The sequence below is a fragment of the Geodermatophilus pulveris genome (genome assembly GCF_900188375.1).
GTDB lineage: Bacteria > Actinomycetota > Actinomycetes > Mycobacteriales > Geodermatophilaceae > Geodermatophilus > Geodermatophilus pulveris.
Map to the genome: position 1 here is coordinate 1 of NZ_FZOO01000012.1, position 17,594 is coordinate 17,594.

General features: G+C 75.9%; 13 protein-coding genes, 1 tRNA gene and 4 pseudogenes. 9 read left to right on the top strand and 9 right to left on the bottom strand.

The genetic code is table 11. From position 1 onward, the window contains the following. Positions 1-69 precede the first annotated feature (69 nt). Positions 70-937: pseudogene (locus CHB98_RS19130) on the top strand (IS3 family transposase); the annotation flags it as partial. Positions 938-953: 16 nt separating this feature from the next. Here the strand turns inward: CHB98_RS19130 and CHB98_RS19140 are convergent. Then, entirely contained in the window at positions 954-1,421 is a 468-nt protein-coding gene (locus CHB98_RS19140; protein WP_089307206.1) for a hypothetical protein, read from the bottom strand. A 210-nt stretch (positions 1,422-1,631) separates the two neighbouring features. Here CHB98_RS19140 and CHB98_RS22580 point away from each other — a divergent pair. The 5 genes and pseudogenes from CHB98_RS22580 (at position 1,632) to CHB98_RS19160 (ending at position 4,325) form a co-directional block, all read left to right on the top strand. Then, positions 1,632-1,855 (top strand): annotated as a pseudogene (locus tag CHB98_RS22580) (helix-turn-helix transcriptional regulator). A 107-nt stretch (positions 1,856-1,962) separates the two neighbouring features. Next, positions 1,963-2,773 (top strand): annotated as a pseudogene (locus tag CHB98_RS19150) (IS5 family transposase). Positions 2,774-2,914: 141 nt separating this feature from the next. Beyond that, entirely contained in the window at positions 2,915-3,133 is a 219-nt protein-coding gene (locus CHB98_RS19155; protein ID WP_089307207.1) for a helix-turn-helix domain-containing protein, read from the top strand. 148 nt (positions 3,134-3,281) lie between these two features. Continuing rightward, positions 3,282-3,350: pseudogene (locus CHB98_RS23130) on the top strand (hypothetical protein); the annotation flags it as partial. 9 nt (positions 3,351-3,359) lie between these two features. Next, positions 3,360-4,325 carry a site-specific integrase gene (locus tag CHB98_RS19160; RefSeq protein ID WP_143425136.1) on the top strand — a complete coding sequence of 322 codons (966 nt, stop codon included), beginning with the start codon at positions 3,360-3,362 and terminating at the stop codon, positions 4,323-4,325. Between the two features lie 76 nt (positions 4,326-4,401). Here the strand turns inward: CHB98_RS19160 and CHB98_RS19165 are convergent. The 5 genes from CHB98_RS19165 to CHB98_RS19185 all read right to left on the bottom strand — a co-directional run bounded on the left by CHB98_RS19165 (position 4,402) and on the right by CHB98_RS19185 (position 8,226). Further along, a tRNA-Ser gene (locus CHB98_RS19165) sits at positions 4,402-4,488 on the bottom strand. 47 nt (positions 4,489-4,535) lie between these two features. After that, complete coding sequence (locus tag CHB98_RS19170; RefSeq protein WP_089307309.1) at positions 4,536-4,766, bottom strand: hypothetical protein; 231 nt, start codon at positions 4,764-4,766, stop codon at positions 4,536-4,538. 28 nt (positions 4,767-4,794) lie between these two features. Continuing rightward, positions 4,795-5,421 carry a hypothetical protein gene (locus tag CHB98_RS19175; protein ID WP_089307209.1) on the bottom strand — a complete coding sequence of 209 codons (627 nt, stop codon included), beginning with the start codon at positions 5,419-5,421 and terminating at the stop codon, positions 4,795-4,797. Between the two features lie 305 nt (positions 5,422-5,726). Next, a complete protein-coding gene (locus tag CHB98_RS19180) occupies positions 5,727-6,434 on the bottom strand; it encodes a class I SAM-dependent methyltransferase (protein WP_089307210.1) in 708 nt (235 codons plus the stop codon). 43 nt (positions 6,435-6,477) lie between these two features. After that, positions 6,478-8,226 (bottom strand): glycoside hydrolase family 2 protein, encoded by a 1,749-nt coding sequence (locus CHB98_RS19185; RefSeq protein ID WP_089307211.1) that lies wholly within the window; start codon positions 8,224-8,226, stop codon positions 6,478-6,480. Positions 8,227-8,341: 115 nt separating this feature from the next. On the opposite strand from CHB98_RS19185, the gene CHB98_RS19190 reads away from it, so the two are divergent. Continuing rightward, on the top strand, positions 8,342-8,971 hold the full coding sequence (locus CHB98_RS19190; RefSeq protein WP_089307212.1) for a TetR family transcriptional regulator: 630 nt from the start codon (positions 8,342-8,344) through the stop codon (positions 8,969-8,971). Then, a complete protein-coding gene (locus CHB98_RS19195; RefSeq protein WP_089307213.1) occupies positions 8,968-10,995 on the top strand; it encodes an acyl-CoA dehydrogenase family protein in 2,028 nt (675 codons plus the stop codon). Before CHB98_RS19190 ends, CHB98_RS19195 begins: the two co-directional genes overlap by 4 nt. 48 nt (positions 10,996-11,043) lie before the next feature. Here CHB98_RS19195 and CHB98_RS19200 read toward each other — a convergent pair whose 3' ends face one another. Then, positions 11,044-12,579 carry an amidase gene (locus CHB98_RS19200; protein WP_089307214.1) on the bottom strand — a complete coding sequence of 512 codons (1,536 nt, stop codon included), beginning with the start codon at positions 12,577-12,579 and terminating at the stop codon, positions 11,044-11,046. 127 nt (positions 12,580-12,706) lie between these two features. On the opposite strand from CHB98_RS19200, the gene CHB98_RS19205 reads away from it, so the two are divergent. Beyond that, the gene (locus CHB98_RS19205) at positions 12,707-13,441 is read left to right on the top strand and encodes a trimeric intracellular cation channel family protein (protein ID WP_089307215.1); all 735 of its coding nucleotides are present in this window, start codon (positions 12,707-12,709) and stop codon (positions 13,439-13,441) included. 10 nt (positions 13,442-13,451) lie between these two features. On the opposite strand, the gene CHB98_RS19210 is transcribed toward CHB98_RS19205, so the two are convergent. Together CHB98_RS19210 and CHB98_RS19215 are read right to left on the bottom strand one after the other, a co-directional pair. Then, positions 13,452-16,166, bottom strand: a complete 2,715-nt coding sequence (locus CHB98_RS19210; RefSeq protein ID WP_089307216.1) for a SpoIIE family protein phosphatase — start codon at positions 16,164-16,166, stop codon at positions 13,452-13,454. Positions 16,167-16,467: 301 nt separating this feature from the next. Next, entirely contained in the window at positions 16,468-17,391 is a 924-nt protein-coding gene (locus CHB98_RS19215) for an aldo/keto reductase (protein ID WP_089307217.1), read from the bottom strand. Between the last annotated feature and the right edge of the window lie 203 nt (positions 17,392-17,594).

The window sequence follows — 17,594 nt, forward strand, 5'->3', positions numbered from 1 at the left end:
GCCACTCGCGATCACCGGCACCGACCCTGGCAGTCCTCACCGGGCCGCCGCCACCGAGGCTTACAGAGCTACCCGCTGGTCCGCGACCTGGCCGCCGAGGGCATCCCGGTGCGGCTGACCTGCGGGGTGCTGGGCCACTCGACCCAGGCCTACCACGCCTGGATCACCTCCCCGGTGAGCCGACGCGACCTCGAGGACGCCTACCTCACCAACGCGCTCATCGACGCGCACGCCGATGACCCGGAGTTCGGCTACCTCGCCGACGAGGTCGAGCGTGCCGGCCACCTCGCGGGCGAGCGGCGGATCTGGCGGCTGTGCTCGCAGCAGAAGCTGTGGTCGACCACGGTGCGCAAGGGGCGGCGAGGTGCGGGCAAGACGCCTGGCCCGGCGGTGCACGACGACCACGTGCAGCGGAACTTCACCGCCCAGCGCCCCGATCAGATCTGGGTCACCGACATCACCGAGCACCCGACCGCCGAGGGCAAGCTCTACTGCTGCGCGATCAAGGACCTGTTCAGCAACCGCATCGTCGGCTACGCGATGGACGACCGGATGACCGCGCAGCTGGCCGTCACCGCCCTGCGCACGGCCGTGGCCCGGCGCCAACCCGCTGGTGTGGTGGTCGTGCACAGCGACCGCGGATCGCAATTCCGAGCACGATCTTTCCGCGCCGTCCTGACCGCCGCCGGACTGCAGGGCTCGATGGGCCGCGTGGCCTCCGCGGGGTGACAACGCCGCGGTGGAGTCCTGGCACGCACTACTCCAGAAGAACATCCTGGACCGCCACCGCTGGCGCACCCGCGACGAACTCCACCAGGCGGTCGTGTTCTGGATCGAGCACACCTACAACCGCCGACGGCGCCAGCGCGCCCTGGGCAAGCTGACCCCGGTCGAGTACGAACTCGCCTTCACCACTCAGGCCGCTGTCGCGGCATGATCAGTCCCAACCGCCGTCAACCGAAGCTGCAGCAGTCCCGACGCTGGCCACCGCGTTCGAGGCCGCCGCACGCCGCGCCGCCGACCACGCCCACCCGGAACACGCGGTCCTGCGCGCGGCCGCCGACACCGCCCGCCACGAGCACGAGCAGGCGCGACACGCGCTGGCCGACGCCCGCCGCCGGCGCAACGACGAGATGGGCCGGTTCGGCGCGCTCGGCCGCACCCCGGACCCGGCGGGCAGGCTGGCCGACCTCGACCGCGACATCGCCGCCGACCAGCACGAGCTGGCCACAGCACGGGCGCGCATCGCCCAACTGCAGGACCAACCGGCTCTCGACGGACAGCCGGCCCAGCGGCTCGCCGCGGAGCGCGACGCCTGGCGTGCGGCTCGGAACGCCGACCGCCACCTGGCCCGGTCGAGCTCCCGACGCCCGGTCGCTTCCGCGGGCGACATCGGTGGCCCACAGCTGTGGCACCACCATGGGCTGTCCGCCGGGAGTCGGGGTGCTGGCCCGTCCCTCGGGCGCTGACCGGGAGGTCCTGCAGTGAACAGGCCGCAGGCTCGGCGGGAGAAGTGCTGGAGGAAAACTGGGGACTGCCGGAGAAACCTGGCGGTGAGCTGTCACCGAACGGCCCGAAACAACGCCTTCTACAGGCGAGAGGCCCCACCAGCACCAGATCCGGAGTCCGCCATGACCCAGCCCGCCACCGGCCGCGAGCCCGACCTGCTCACCATCACCGAAGCCGCCGACCTCCTGCGCGCCCCGTCGCCACCCTGCGCTACTGGCGACACCTGGGCACCGGCCCGCGCAGCTTCCGCCTCGGCCGCCGCGTCCTCTACCGCCGCGACGACCTGCACGCCTGGATCGACGCCCAGCACGGCCAGTCCACCGCCGGCCCGGAGAACCAGGGGTGAACCCGCGCCACCACCGGCCCAGTCACCGGGATGCCTTAGAGATCGTTTCAAGATGAGCTCGGCGTGCCTCTCACGGCGATCTGCGCGACCTGCCCAGGCTGTGGTGGGTGATCGAGGAGCTCGTGCCTGACGGGCTGTGGGAGCGGATCGCTCCGCTGCTCCCGCCGCCCAAGCCGCGTCGCCACCGCTATCCCGGACGGCGACCGATCGATGACCGTGCCGCACTGGCCGGCATCGTGTTCGTCCTCAAGACCGGGATCACCTGGAACCAGCTGCCCACGTCGCTGGTCGGATGCTCCGGGGTGACCTGCTGGCGGCGGCTACGGAATTGGACCGAGGCCGGCGTGTCGCCGGCCCTGCACGAGCTGCTGCTGGCTCAGCTGCGCGCGCTCGGTGAGCTGGACCTGGAGCGCTGCGCGGTCGATGGCTCCCACGTCCGCGCGCTCAAAGGGGGGCCCAGGTCGGCCCGTCTCCGGTCGACCGCGGCCGTCCCGGCTCCAAGCGCCACCTGATCTGCGATGCCGGTGGCATCCCGCTCGCGGTCAGCCTGACCGGCGGCAACCGCAACGACATCACCCAGCTCATCCCGCTGGTCGATGCCATCCCGCTGATCCGCGGACGGCGCGGCCGCCCTCGGCACCGACCGCGGGAGCTGTTCGCCGACCGCGGCTACGACCACGACATCTACCGTCGCCAGCTCCGCCAGCGCGGGACCACTCCCGGATCGCTCGCCGCGGCGTCGCCCACGGCTCCGGCTTGGGACGTCAGCGGTGGGTCGTCGAGCGCAGCTTCGCCTGGCTGCACGCCTTCAAACGGCTGTGCATCCGTTACGAGCACCGCGGCGACATCCACCTCGGCCTACTCCAGCTCGCCTGCGCTCTCATCTGCTACCGGCAGCTGGCGGTCGTTCTGAAATGACTTCTTAGGCACTACCCGCCGGGCGAGTACACCGCTCAGCGGCACGCTCGGACCTTGCCGGAGGACCTCGTAAGGCCACCGAGCCACCCTCACGGCCGGCGGCCGCTGATGGTGGCTCGGACAACCCCACGGCGGAGCGCGATGCCACCTGCGTCCGCCCACGAGCACGTGCCCCTCGGCGACTCCGGTCAGCTGCTCACCATCGCCCAGGCTGCCGAGTACCTGGGCACCGGGCAGCGCTTCGTCCGCCGCCTCATCAGCGAGCGGCGCATCCCCTACGTCAAGCTCGGCGAGCACGTGCGCCTCGCGCGTTGCGCGCTGGACGCCTTTGTGGCCGCCGGCCGGGTGCCCTGCCGGTAGGGCGTCGACCAGCGTCCACAGACGAGTTCCCTGCAGAGCCGAAGGTGGCCAAGGTCGGAGCATGCCAGCAAGCAGCAGCAGGAGGCGCTTCGGTCGTGTGCGCAAGCTGCCCTCCGGTCGGTGGCAGGCCCGCTGACCGGGCCCGGACGGCCGGGACCGGTCAGCACCGAGCACGTTCGCCACCAAGACCGACGCGGCGCGCTTCCTGGCCGCGGTGGAGGTCGACATGGGGCGCGGCGTGTGGCTCGACCCCTTGCGCAGCGGCGTCACGCTCCGCGAGTACAGCCAGGCGTGGCTGGCCGAGCGGACCGTTCGAGGTCGTCCCCTCGCCGCGCGAACCCGCGAGACCTACCAGCACTCCCTCGACCGCTGGGTGCTCCCCGCGCTCGGCGGCCTGCCACTCGACCGGGTCACCCCGGCCGCTGTGCGGCGGTGGCACGCCGAGACGAGCGCAGCCACCGGCCCGACGGCCACCAGGCAGGCCTATGCCCTCCTCCACGCCATCCTGGCCACGGCCGTTGCCGACGACGCGCTCCCCCGAAACCCCTGCCGGATCAAGGGCGCAGGCCAGGCCCGCAGTGACGAGCGGCCGCTGCTGGACGTCGACCAGGTGCAGCACCTCTCCGCGCACATGCCCGAGCACCTCCGGGGCCTCGTCGACCTGGCCTTCTGGGCCCACCTGCGCCTCGGCGAGCTGCTGGCCCTCCGCATCGGCGACATCGATCTCGACGCCGGCACGGTGGCCGTGCAGCGGCAGGTCGTGGAGACGGACGCGGGCCCCGTGGAGAGCCCACCGAAGGCGGGCAGCCAGCGCTTCGTCCACCTCCCCCCACGGGGCGTCTCGGCCCTGGCCGAGCACCTGAGGACCCGCTCCCCGGCGCTGCCGACCGCTCGGCTGTTCGTGCGGAGGGACGGGAGGGCCCTCCGCGCCCACCACGTCCACGCCGCCTGGAGCACGGCCCGGCGAGCAGCTGACCTGCCCGGCATCCATCTGCACGACCTGCGGCATGCGGGACTCACCCTGGCGGCGCAGAGCGGGGCCACCCTGGCCGAGGTCATGCGACGTGCCGGCCACTCGTCGTCCCGCGCGGCGATGATCTACCAGCACGCGGCCGAGCGGCGCGACGCCGAGGTCGCGGCCCGCCTCGGGCGCCTCGCAGCGGGCACGACCCCGAACCGTACGGGCACGTAGCGGGCACGCGAGCCATTGGCGGCGCCGGACGCCTCCTGCCGGAGCTCCTCGGGTAACACAAAAACGCTGGTCAGAGCGGAGGGCGTGGGATTCGAACCCACGATGGGTGTCACCCCATAGCGGTTTTCAAGACCGCCGCCATCGGCCACTAGGCGAGCCCTCCTGGCGGGTCGAGGCTATCCCGTCGGGCCGCCGGGCACGGGGCCGCGCTCAGCCCCCCGGCCGCTCGTCGCGCTGCGCCTCCTGCTCCCGGCGGAAGCGCAGCGACTCGCTCAGCACGTAGCCGAACAGCACGCACCAGGCGAAGTCCAGGAACGCCGACCCCCACTGGGCGTCCAGGAGGTGCAGCACCAGCTGCACCAGGCTGTAGGCGAGGGCGATCCCCGCCAGCACCTGCACGCCCCGGTTGCCGAACCACGGCGGGCGGTTGGGGGTGGCCACGGCGCCCACGCTATCCCCGCCCACGGGGTCACTCGGCCGGCTCGCCCTCCCGGACCACGCAGGCGCCGCCGATCGGCTCCACCGCGAAGCCGCGCACGGACAGCACCTCGGCCAGCGCGCGGTTCATCACCTGCTGCACCAGCGCGTCCGCGGCGGCGCCGTGCAGCCGCTCCCGGCTCATCCGGTCGTGCTGCCGCCAGCTGACGACCACGCCGTCCAGCGCCGTCTCCGGGGTCAGGCACACCCCGCCGAGCTCGCCGTCCGCGCCGGTCGGGTCGTAGAGGAACAGGCCCGCCTCGGCCAGCACCCCGAGCACCTCGAGGACCAGCCCGGGCAGCGGGTGCTCGTCGTCCAGGTCGGCGTCCCAGTCCTCGGGCAGCCGGTCGGCCTGCTCGCCGAGGAAGGACCACCAGGCGCGGTCCTGCGGCGACGCGCGGCGGCGCAGCAGCCCGTCGGCCCGCCGGACGCCGTAGACGGCCTGCACGCCGGCCGGCCGGTCCTCGTCGTCGGCGGCCCACACGGCCTCGTCGCGGTCACCGAAGGGGCCGTCGACGACCAGCCCGGGTCCGTCCTCGTCCTCGACGACCAGCCACCAGCCCTGACGGACGACGCCGCCCAGGACCACCTCGTCGAACCGGGTGCCCACGGTGATCACCGGCCACCTTCCTCCCCCGCCAACGGGCCGCCACCGGGGAAGGGCGACGGTTCCCGTACGCAGCCGGCGGACCGGCTGCGGTGGACCGACCATAGGTGGTGCGGACCGCGACGTCCGGTTCCCGGCGACGTGGCCCGGCGCTGCGGACGCCGAATCGTTGCCATCCGCCCCAACCACCCCGGTGACCCGCCGTGACCAGCACCCACATGTCGACCCAACCGGTCCTTCGCGAGCGTGGCGGCGAGTGCGGCCGGGCCGGTCACCCCGGTCCGGCGGCGGCGGGCCCCGGCGTGTCGGCCGACGGGTCAGACGGCGGTGGCGGTGACGAACGTGCAGATGCCGTCGCCGTGCTGCGCCCGCCGCCGCAGGCCGATGAGCGCGAGCGCGGCCATCTCGGCCCGGTAGGCCAGGCGGGTCGCCCCGGTGTAGAAGGTGTCCCCGCCGCGGGTGACCTCGATCGAGCCGAAGCCCGCCTGCCGCACGTGCTCGGTGAGCATCCAGTCCGGGAGGATGGTGATGTGCCCGGGCTCGTGGTAGTGCCGCGGGCCGAAGATGAACGGCGCGCCGCGCAGGAACATCTTCAGCCGCGAGTGCGGGTGGGTGACGTTCGGCGTGCTGACCAGCAGCCGGTCGCCCGGGCGCAGCAGCGAGCGGATGGAGCGCAGCACCTGCCGCGGGTTCTCCACGTGCTCCAGCGTCTCGACGCACACGACCATGTCGAACGGGCCGCGGGTCTGCTCGGTCCACTCCGGGGCGTCGAGGTCCAGCCGGTGGATCCAGTCGTGCGGGGGGTCCAGGTCGGTGGGGACGACGTCGAGCCCGGCGTCGCGCAGCCGCAGCGCCAGCGCACCGCAGCCGGCGCCCACCTCCAGCACCCGGCCGCCGCCGGGCAGGGCCGCCCGCACCAGCTGCACGGCGTACTCGTGCACCCCCGGCGCGGCGTGCACGCTGTGCCCGCGGTAGTACCCGTGTGCCGCCGTGCGCCGGCCGCTCCTGTGCCCGACCCCCACCATCGGGCCAGCCTGGCACAGCGCGCGCCGGGCGGCGCCGGCCGGCTCAGCTCTCGCCGAGGGTGGCCCGGCGCAGCGCGTCGAGGTCGGCTTTGGGCTCCCGGTCCATGGTGAGCAGCCCGTTGGCCTCCTGGTAGGTGTCGGTCAGCTGGGTCCAGCAGGCGCCGGCCAGCGCGCTGCTGCCGTGCACCGCGGCCCACTGGGCGCGGTAGCGGGCCAGCAGGTCCTCGGGCGACGTGGCGTCGGCGTAGCCCCAGCCCTCGTCGGCCGGGTCGCGCAGGGCCACCCCGCCGAACTCCGACAGGACGACGGCCCGCCCGGCCACGCCGGCCCGGTCGAGGTCGGCGAGGTACCCGTCGGGACGGCGGCCGCGGGCGACCCGCTCGAGGTCGTCGGCGGTGGCGTAGCGCTCGCCGAGCACCGCCGGGTCCTGCTCGTAGTCGTGCACGCCCAGGACGTCGCCGCCGAGGGTCTCCCAGCCGTCGTTGGCCGACACCGGCCGGGTGCCGTCGAGGGCGTCGGCGGTGGCGGCCATCGCCCGCACGAGCCCGCGCTGCCGGCCGTCGACCACCGCCTCCTGCACGCCCCAGGACTCGTTGAGCGGCACCCAGGCGACCACGCTCGGGTGGCCCCGGTGCGCGACGACCACCTCGGCCCACTCCCGCAGCAGCCGCGCGCTCGCCGTGGGGCCGGGCCGGTACGCCGACGGCATCTCGGCCCACACCAGCAGGCCCATCCGGTCGGCGAGGGCCAGGTAGCGCGGGTCCTCGGTCTTCTGGTGCTTGCGGGCCCCGGTGAAGCCCAGCGCCCGGGTGAGCTCCAGGTCCCGCCGCAGTGCCGCGACGTCCGGCGGGGTGGCCCCGGTGCCGGGCCAGTAGCCCTGGTCGAGCACCAGCCGCAGCGGCGCCGGCCGGTCGTTCACCAGCAGCCGCCCGTCACCCACGGCCACCGACCGCAGCGCGGTGTAGCTCGCCACCTCGTCGAGCACCTCCCCGTCGTCGGCGACCAGCGCCAGCTCGGCGTCCAGCAGCACCGGGTCCGGGCCGGGGCGCCACAGCAGCCCCCACCGGTCGTCGATGCCGCCGTCCCCCACCTGCACGGCCCGCTCGACCACCGCGCCGTCCACCCGCACCGCGTCGTCGGCCAGCAGCCGGTCCCCGGCCCGCAGCCGCAGGTGCAGCCGGGCGCCGGAGACGGGCCCGGCCAGCTCGACCCGGACGTCGACGCGCAGCGTGTGCGGGTCGCCGCGCCACTGCACGTCGGCGATGTGCCGACCGGCCACCTGCTCCAGCCAGGCGGTGCGCCAGATCCCGGTGGTGCGCGGGTACCAGATGGCGTGCGGCTCGTCCCGCCAGTCCTGCTTGCCGCGCGGCGCCTCCAGGTCCAGCGGGTCGTCGTCGGCCCGGACGACGAGGTCGGCGCCGTGGTCCCCCAGGTGGTCGGTGACGTCGACGGCGAACGGCGTGTACCCGCCCTCGTGGGAGGCGACGTGCGCTCCGCCGACCCACACGTCGCAGACCCGGTCGACGGCGCCGAGGTGCAGCACGGTGCGCCGGTCGCCGGCCCGGCCGGGCAGCCGGCGGCGGTACCAGGCGCGGTTGAGCGGCCCCTGCCAGTGCACCCCGCTGGCCGGGGTCTCCGGCGCGTAGGGCACCTGGACGGTGCGGTCGAAGTCCACCGCGCCGACGGTGCCGGTGCGGTCGGGGTCGGCGGCGAACTGCCACGCGCCGTCCAGCGAGGTCCAGGGCCGGCGCAGCAGCGGGCGGGGGTGCTCGGTCGGGTCCGTGTGCTCCACGCACCCACCCCACCGGAGACCGCGGTGTCGCGCAGCGCGGGCGGCCTCCCCCGGAGGAGCCAGGCGCCCCCGCCGGTGCCGGACGGCACCGCCGGTACCGGGTACCGTCGGTACCGTGCAGACCCCGACGCGCGACCGCCGCGACTCGCGGTGGGACGAGCACCGCCGTGCCCGCCGCGAGCAGCTGGTCGACGCCGCCGTCGCGGCGGTCGGCCGGCACGGCGCCGGGGTCGGCATGGAGGAGATCGCCACGGCCGCCGGCACCAGCAAGACCGTCGTCTACCGGCACTTCGCCGACCGCGGCGAGCTGCACGTCGCCGTCTGCGCCCGGGTGGCCGACTCCCTCACCGCCCGGCTGCGCGCGGCGACGGCGGGCACCACCGGCCCGCACCGGATGCTGGCCGCGGCGATCGAGACCTACCTGGCCTTCATCGAGGCCGACCCCGAGCTCTACCGCTTCGTCGTCCGGACGCCCGCGGCCGACGGCGACCCGATCGCCGGCCTGTCCACGCTCGTCGGCGAGCAGGCGGCGGCGCTGGTCGCCGTCGCCCTGGAGCGGGCCGGCCGCGACCCCGCGGCCGCGCTGCCTTGGGGCCACGGCCTGGTCGGCCTCGTCCGGTCGGCCGCCGACTGGTGGCTGCAGGCCGGCCGCCCCGTCCCCCGGGCGGAGCTCGCCGCCCAGCTGACCGACCTGACCTGGTCCGGGCTGTCCGCGATCGGGACCCACGAGGAGGACCACGCGTGACCAGGAGCCTGCCCCCGGCGGTGGACCCGGCCCGGCTGACCGAGGTGCTCGACGGCCGCTGGGCGCACGTGCGCCGCGACGCCCGCGAGCACCTGCACGACCCCGACCTGCTGCCGGCCCCCGGCGAGGACATGGCGGCGGCCCGCGCGCGGGTGACCCGCATGGCGGCGAAGCTCGCCGCCAGTGGCCAGGTGACCCTCGGCTTCCCCAAGGCGTACGGCGGCGCGGACGACGCCGGCGGCTCGGTCACCGCGATCGAGATGCTGGCCTCCACCGACCTGTCGGTCATGGTCAAGGCCGGCGTCCAGTGGGGGCTGTTCGGGGGGGCCGTCCACGCGCTGGGCACCGAGCGGCACCACGCGGCGTACCTGCCCGGCATCGCGTCCTTCGCGCTGCCCGGCTGCTTCGCGATGACCGAGACCGGGCACGGCTCCGACGTCCAGCAGCTGCGCACCACCTGCACCTACGACCCGGCGACACAGACCTTCGACCTGCACACCCCGCACGAGGCCGCGCGCAAGGACTACATCGGCAACGCCGCCCAGGACGGCCGGATGGCGGTCGTGTTCGCCCAGCTGGTCACCCGCGGCGAGCGGCACGGCGTGCACGCCTGGCTGGTGCCCATCCGCGACGAGCGGGGCGACCCGCTGCCCGGCGTCACCATCGGGGACGACGGCGCCAAGGCCGGCCTGCCCGGCGTCGACAACGGCCGGCTGTCCTTCGACCACGTCCCCGTGCCGCGGGAGATGCTGCTCGACCGCTACGGCTCGGTCGCCCCTGACGGCAGCTACACCAGCCCGATCCCGAACGCCACCCGCCGCTTCTTCACCATGCTCGGCACGCTGGTGCGCGGCCGGGTGAGCGTCGGCGGGGCGGCGTCGGCCGCGACCCGGGTGGCCCTGGACATCGCCGTCCGCTACGGCGAGACCCGCCGGCAGTTCACCGCGCCCGGCGCCGACCGCGAGGTGCTGCTCAACGACTACCGCGCGCACCGGCGCCGGCTGCTGCCCGCGCTGGCCGCCACCTACGCGTACGCCTTCGCGCAGGAGGAGCTGGTCGGCGCGATGCACGACGTGCTCGGCGCGGACGTCGTCGACGAGGACGCGCAGCGCGAACTGGAGTCCCGCGCCGCCGGGCTCAAGGCCGCGCAGACCTGGCACGCCACCCGCACCATCCAGGCGTGCCGGGAGGCCTGCGGGGGCGCGGGCTACCTGCAGGAGAACCGGCTGCCCCGGCTGCGGGCCGACACCGACGTGTTCACCACCTTCGAGGGCGACAACACCGTCCTGCTGCAGCTGGTCGCCAAGGGCCTGCTCACCGGCTACCGCGAGGAGTTCGGCTCGCTGGAGGGCTGGGGCCGGGTCGGCTTCGTCGCCGACCTGGTGCGGGAGACCGTGCTGGAGCGGACGGCGGCCCGCGGCCTGATCGCCCGCCTGGTCGACGCCGTCCCCGGCCGGGACGACGACGTACCGCTGCGCTCCCGCGGCTGGCAGCTGCGGGCCCTCGAGGACCGCGAGCGGCACCTGCTCGAGGGCGCCGTCCGCCGGCTGCGCCGCAACGCCGCCACCCCCGGGATGGCGCCGTTCGACGTCTTCGACGACGTGCAGGACCACGTGCTGCGGACGGCGCAGGCGCACGTCGACCGCGTCGTCCTGGAGGCCTTCGTCGCCGGCATAGTGCGCACGGCCGACCCCGGCGCGCGGGCCCTGCTCGAGCGGGTCTGCGACCTGTTCGCGCTCACCACCATCGAGGCCGACCGCGCCTGGTTCCTGGAGCACGGCCGGCTCACCCCGGCCCGCTCCAAGGCCCTCACCGCGACGGTCAACGCGCTGCTCGGGGAGCTGCGCCCGCACATGGTGACGCTGGTCGACGCGTTCGCCCTCCCGGAGGACTGGCGGGGCGCGGCGATCGTGCGCGAGGAGCCGGGCCGCCAGGAGGCCATGCACGCCCACGACGCGGCCACCTCCGACGGCCTGCTGCGCCGGGGGACCGCGACCTCGCTGGAGGTCCCGCCGGCCCAGTAGCAGGCACCCGCCCGCCCCGCCGCCCATCGGTCACCGCACGGCAGAACCTCAGCGGGCGGGGGGCGCGGGGAAGCCGCCGACCAGCTGCTCGAAGGCGTGCGCCACCCGCAGCGGGGTGGTGTCCTCGAACCGGCGGCCGACCAGCATCAGGCCGACCGGCAGGCCCTGGGAGAGCCCGGCCGGGACGCTGGTCGCCGGGTGCCCGCTGACGTCGAACGGCGCGCAGTTGACGATCATCTCCAGCGCGCGGGCCACCCGGGTCTCGATCGGGTCGTCCGGCGCGGGGATCTCCTTCGCCACCATCGGCACGGTGGGCATGAGCAGCAGGTCGACGTCGGCCAGCGCGGCGTCGTACTGCCGGCGCACCTCGCGGGCCAGCTCCTGGGCCATCGCGTAGTGCCGGCCCTGCTCGCGGTCCAGCGACCAGCGCCCGGCCAGCGCCACGGCGGTGACCGTCGGCGACCACCGGTCGACCGTCTCCCGCCGCTGCCGGCCGTAGTGCGCGACCAGCTCGGGGTCGTAGCGGCCCTCCCAGTTGTGGCCGTAGCCGTTGCCGTCGACCATCTGCACGGTCGCGCCGTCGGTGGCGATGACGTTCCAGACGTGCAGAGCGTGCCGGTGCCAGGGCAGGTCCACGTCGACGACCTCGACGCCCAGCTCGCGCAGCCGGTCGGCGGCCGCCCGCACGGTGTCGTCCACGCCCGGCTCGGACAGCTCCGCCCAGCCGAAGCCCTGCGCGACCACGCCGACGCTCAGGCCGGCGACGTCCCCGTCGAGGGCGGCGGCGTACCGCTGGGGCGCGAGGTCGGCGGGCTGGCGGGGGTCCTCGCCGTCCCGGCCGGCCAGCACGTCGAGCATCGTGGCGGCGTCGGCCACCGTGCGGGTCATCGGGCCCAGGTGGTCCAGCGTCAGCTCGATCGGGAAGGCCCCGGTGTAGGGCACCAGCCCGTGGGTGGGCTTGTGGCCGACGATGCCGCAGAAGGCCGCGGGCATGCGGATGGAGCCGCCCTGGTCGCCGCCGAGCGCGAGGTCGACCTCGCCGGCGGCGACCAGGGCGGCGCTGCCGCTGGAGCTGCCGCCGGTCGTCCGCGCCGGGTCCCAGGGGTTGCGCACCGGCCCGGTGACGGAGGTGTGGCTGCCACCGGAGAAGCAGAGGTCCTCGCAGACGGACTTGCCGGTGACCGTCGCGCCGGCCTCGAGCAGCCGGGTGACGACGGTGGCGTCCTGCCGGGGGACGAAGCCCTCCACGGTGTGCGACCCGTTCATCATCGGGACGCCGGCGACCGCGACGTTGTCCTTGACCGCCACGGTCCGGCCGGCCAGCGGGCCGTCCGCGGCACCGCGGACCTCCGTGGTCACGTACCAGGCGCCCAGCGGGTTGTCGGCGTCGGCGGGCCGGGCGCTCGGCCGGTCGGTGGGCGCCTGCGGGGCGACGCCGTCGTACAGCTCCTCCACCGCGTCGTACGAGCTGAGGAAGGCGGCCACCAGCGGGGTGTACGCCGCCACCTCGTCCGGGCTCGGCTTCATCCCGTAGCCGGCCGCCAGCGCGGCCACCTCGTTCTCGTCCGGCGGGCGTACGGGCACGGCGGCCTCCTGGGGACGGCGGGTCGGTGCGGCCAGCCAACCGCGTCCCGGCCGTCCTGTCACCCGGCCGCGGGACGGACCCCGCCGCCCGACACGGCGGGCAGGCCGGCGGGGAGGATGACCGGCCGTGGAGATCCTCGCCGCGGCCGCCGGGACGCTCCCGGTCCCGGCCGCCGTCGACCTCGCCGCGGTCGTCGTCGGCGCCCTGACCGGCGGGCTGCTGGCCGCCCGCGAGGGCTTCGCCGTCTCCGGCGTGCTGCTGCTGGCCGTCAGCGGCGGGCTGGGCGGCGGGCTGATCCGCGACGTGCTGCTCGGCGACCTGCCGCCGGTGGCCCTGACCAGCACCGCCTACCTGCCCACGGTGGCCGTCACGGCCGCGGTGACCTTCTACTTCTCCGGCTGGCTGTCCCGGCTGACCCGGCTGCTCGTGGTGCTCGACGCCGCCACCCTCGGCCTGTTCACCGTCATCGGCGCGCAGAAGGCGCAGCTGCTCGGGCTGCCGAGCGCCTCGGTGGTCTTCATCGGCACGCTCACCGCGGTCGGCGGGGCGGTGATCCGCGACGTGCTGCTCGCGCAGCGCGCCGACATCGTGCAGCCGGGGCCGTACAACGCCGTCGCGGCGCTGCTCGGGGCCATCGCGCTGACCGTGCTCGCCGGGCCGGCCGGCCTGGACCCCGTCCCGGTGGCGCTGCTGGTGATCGCGCTGGTGGCCGCGCTGCGGGTGCTGTCGGTGTGGCGCGGCTGGGCGGCGCCGGTCGCCGTCGACCTGCCCGGCCGGGCCCGCCGCCGGCTGCTGCGGGTGCGCGCGGCGCGCCGTCCGGGGACCACCGGGCGCCCGGCCCGCTGGCGTCGCCGGGCGTAGCGCCCGGCCCTCAGCCGCGCAGCCGGACGGCGAGCAGCGCGACGTCGTCCGCGGCGTCGGGCAGGAACAGCCGGGAGAGCACCCGGTCGCACAGGGCGGCCAGCGGGAGCCCGGCGGCGCCGCCCAGGACGGCCACCAGCGCGGCGGTGCCCTCGTCCAGGTCGCGGCCGCGGCGCTCGACCAGCCCGTCGGTGTAGAGCAGCACCGTGCTGCCCGCGGGGAGGACGGCGACCCGGTCCTGGCGGGCCACCGAGGGGTCCACCCCGAGCAGCAGGTCGGCGGGCTCGCCGTCGAGCACCTCCGCCCGCCCGTCGGGCCGCAGCAGCACCGGCGGCGGGTGGCCGGCGCTCGACCAGCGCAGCACGGTGCCGCCGGCCTCCGCCCGCTCCAGCCGGGCGACCAGCGCGGTCGCCATCGTGTCCAGGCCCAGCCCGCCGATCGCGGAGTCGACGCGGGTGAGCACCTGCGCCGGCGCGTCGCCGCTGGAGTAGCTGATCCCGCGCAGCAGGCCCCGCACCTGGCCCATCGCGGCGGCGGCCTGGCTGTCGTGCCCGACGACGTCGCCGATGACCAGCACGGTGGCACCGCCCGGCTCGAGGAACGCGTCGTACCAGTCCCCGCCGATCTCCGCGCCGGCCGCGGCGGGCACGTAGCGGACCACGATCTCGCCGTGGTCGGTCGCGGGCGGGGCGGTGAGCATGCTGTGCTGCAGCGCGTCGGCCAGCTCCCGCTGCGCGGCGTAGAGGCGGGCCTGGTCCAGCGCGGCTCCTGCCCGCCGGCCGACCTCGACCGCGGTGTCGACCTCCTCGGCGCGCAGCGGCGGTCGCTCCCGACCGCGGAGCAGGCACAGGACGCCGAGGGTCCGCCCCCGAGCGGTCAACGGGACGGCCGCGACCGACGCCGGCCCCAGCGCGAGCAACGCCTGCCGCGCTGCCGGGTCGGGCAGGGACCGCGCGATCCGCTCCGGCCGCAGGTCCGGGATGACCAGGGGTCTGCCGGTGCGGGCCACGATGCTCGGCGCACCCTCCTCGGAGACCGTGGACACCATCAGCCGCACGTAGGTCTGCGCCTCGTGCAGCCGGGACGGGTCGCGGTGGGCCACCGCGACCTCGTGCATGCGGCCGTGCTCGTCCGTGGCGACGATCCAGCACCAGTCGCCCAGCGGCGGGACGACCAGCCGGGCCAGTCGCTCCAGCTGCTGGGCGATGTCGTGCGTGCCGGTCATCGTGCGGCCCGCCTCGGCGAGCAGCTGCAACCGTGCGTTGGCCTCGGCCATGGCGGTGACCGCGGCGGCCCGCTCGGCGTCGGCCTGCAGCCGGGAGACGCTGAGCGCGATCTGCGCGGCCAGGCCCTCGAGCAGCTCGACGTCGCTGTCGGCGAACGCGTAGTCGGTGGTCCAGGTCGCGGTGGAGCTGCCGACCAGCCGGCCCTCGACCCGCAGCGGCAGCGCGGCCACGGCGCGCACGCCGTACCGCTGCTGGATCCCGGCCATCGCCGGGAACCGGGCGGCGGCCTCCTCCGCGGTGCCGAGCAGCACGGGCTGCCCGTGGCGGGCCGCGTACTGGGTGGGCAGCGCGTCGTCCAGCGGCAGCGGCACCCCCTCCGCCGGGAGCTCGACGTCGGTGCCCTCGCGGAGGGCGTCGGACAGCCGCCGGCCCAGGTGCAGCCGCAGCCCGTCGCCGTCGAGGACGGCGATCCCGCCGGACTCCGCGCCGAGCACCTGCGCGCCGCGCAGCGTGATGTCGGCCAGCTGGTCGATCCGGGACGCGCCGGCCATCTCGGCGGCCACCTCCGCCATGGCCGCCGCGCGCTGCACCGCCGACAGGCGGCGCTGGGTGTCCTCGCGGGCGCCGGACACGTCGACGACCGTGCCGAGGATGCGCTGCGGCTCGCCGTCCGGACCGGTCAGCACCCGTCCCCGGCTCACCGTCCAGCGCACCGTCCCGTCGGTGTGGAGCACCCGCAGCTCGACGGTGTACTGGTCGCGCGCGTCGATGGCCGCCTGCATCTCCCGCCGGGCGCGCTCCCGGTCGTCGGGGTGCACGTGGTCGGCGAACAGCCGGTCCAAGCCGAGCCGGACGGTGGAGTCGTAGCCGAAGAGGGCCGCGCAGCGGGCGTCCCAGTCGATGGTCCGCTGCTGCAGGTCGACCTCCCAGACGCCGACCGAGCCGGCCTCCAGCGCCAGGTCCAGCCGCACCAACGAGGTGCCGACGGCCGAGCGGGCGGCCGACAGCTCGAGCTCGGCGACCACCGAGGCGGCCAGGTGCTCCAGGGAGGCCACCGCATCGGCCGGCCAGGTGCGCGGGACCGGGTCGAAGACCGCGAGCACCCCGACCACGTGCCCGGACTGGGCGCGCAGCGGGACGCCGACGTGGGCCACCAGCGCCCCGGCGACGGCCGACGGCAGGTGGGCGGTGCGCGGGTCGTGCGCCGCGTGCGCGACGACGACCGGCGCCCCGGCGGCCACGGTGACCGCGCACGGGGACCCCTCGACCGGCAGCGGGCCGTCCGCGACGGACGCGGGCAGGCCGCAGGACCCGATCGGCACCTCGACGTCGGTGACCAGGCAGACCAGCGCCGCGGGGGCCGACGTCAGCCGGGCGGCCAGCCCGGCGAGCCGGTCGTGGGCGCCGGGCGAGGCCTCCGCGAGCAGTCTCCGGGCGGCCGCGACGCGGCCCTCGTCGGCGAGGACACCGCGCCCCGTGGGCGCAGGGGTCCTCGCCATGCCCGCTCCCTCGTCCCGCCGTGGCGCTCCCGTCCCGGGCCGCGCCGACACCACATCCTGACACGCCGGTACGCTGCGCGACCGGTCCGTCGCTCTGCCGTGTCACCCCGGGTCGTCCACCCGACCGGGGGAGCGGGGACCGGCGCAGGTCGAGGCCGTCGACCTCGCCGCGGAGGCCGCCCGCCGCTGACCCCTGGTCCCCGGCTGGAGCCCGCCGGCCGGGCCGGGCACCGAGTCCGACGAGCGCGTCCGCCCGCACACCAGGAGCGCCTGAGCCGCCTCCGGGCAGGCGGGTCCTCCGTCAGGCGGACGCGGCGTCGAGCGCCTGCGTCTGCTCGTCGGTGAGCACCAGGTCCTGCATCGGCAGCAGGTCGGCCAGCTGCTCCACCGAGCGGGCGCTGGCGATCGGCGAGACGACGGTCGGCCGGTCGGCCAGCCAGCGCAGCGCCACCGCCGCGACGGTCACCCCGTGGGCGTCGGCGACCCCGCCCAGCGCGGCCAGCACCCGGTCGCCGCGCTCCCCCACGTAGGCCGACGCGCCCTGGGCCCGCGGCGAGTCGACCTGCTCCCCGGGCCGGTACTTGCCGGTCAGGAAGCCCTTGGCCAGCGAGAAGTACGGCAGCACGCCCAGGTCGTGGGCGGCCACGACGTCGCGCAGCCCGTCCTCGTAGACCGCCCGCTCCACGAGGTTGTAGTGCGGCTGCAGCGCCACGTAGCGGGTCAGCCCCAGCCGCTCCGCGGTCCCCAGCGCCTCGGTGAGCCGCTCCGGGGAGTAGTTCGACGCCGCGACGTGGCGCACCTTGCCGGCCTGCACCAGCTCGTCGAAGGCGCGCAGCGTCTCCTCCAGCGGCGTGGACGTGTCGTCGTAGTGCGCGTAGTAGAGGTCGATCCGGTCGGTCTGCAGGTTGCGCAGCGAGCGCTCCGCCGCGTCCCGGATCTCCGGTGCGGACAGCGGGTGCTCCTTGCGTCCCGGCGAGGCCTTGGTGGCCACCACCACCCGGTCGCGCACCCCGCGCTCGGCCATCCAGGCGCCGAGCATCTGCTCGGAGCGGCCCTGGCCGTACATCTCCGCGGTGTCGACGAACGGGGCCCGGGTGCTCGGGGTGGCGTCGAGGTAGCGGTCCAGCACGGCGGCGGACGTCGGCTCGTCCGCCGTCCAGCCGAACACGTTGGCGCCCAGGCAGAGGTCGCTGACGGTCAGGTCGGTCCCGGGGATCTGCGGCATGACCCCACCGTAGGAGGAGGACCCCCCGCCCCCTCGCGAGCCCGGGCCGGGCCCCTGCGGGAGGGCCGGGCGCCGGGGCCGGTGGGGCGCGAGCGACGCCGCCGACCCCCCGCGGTGGCGGGCTGTCGGCGGGGCATGGCACCGTGCCCCCGATCCGGCCGCGCTCCGCGCGGGGCCGGACGACGCCGCAGTTCCCGACACGG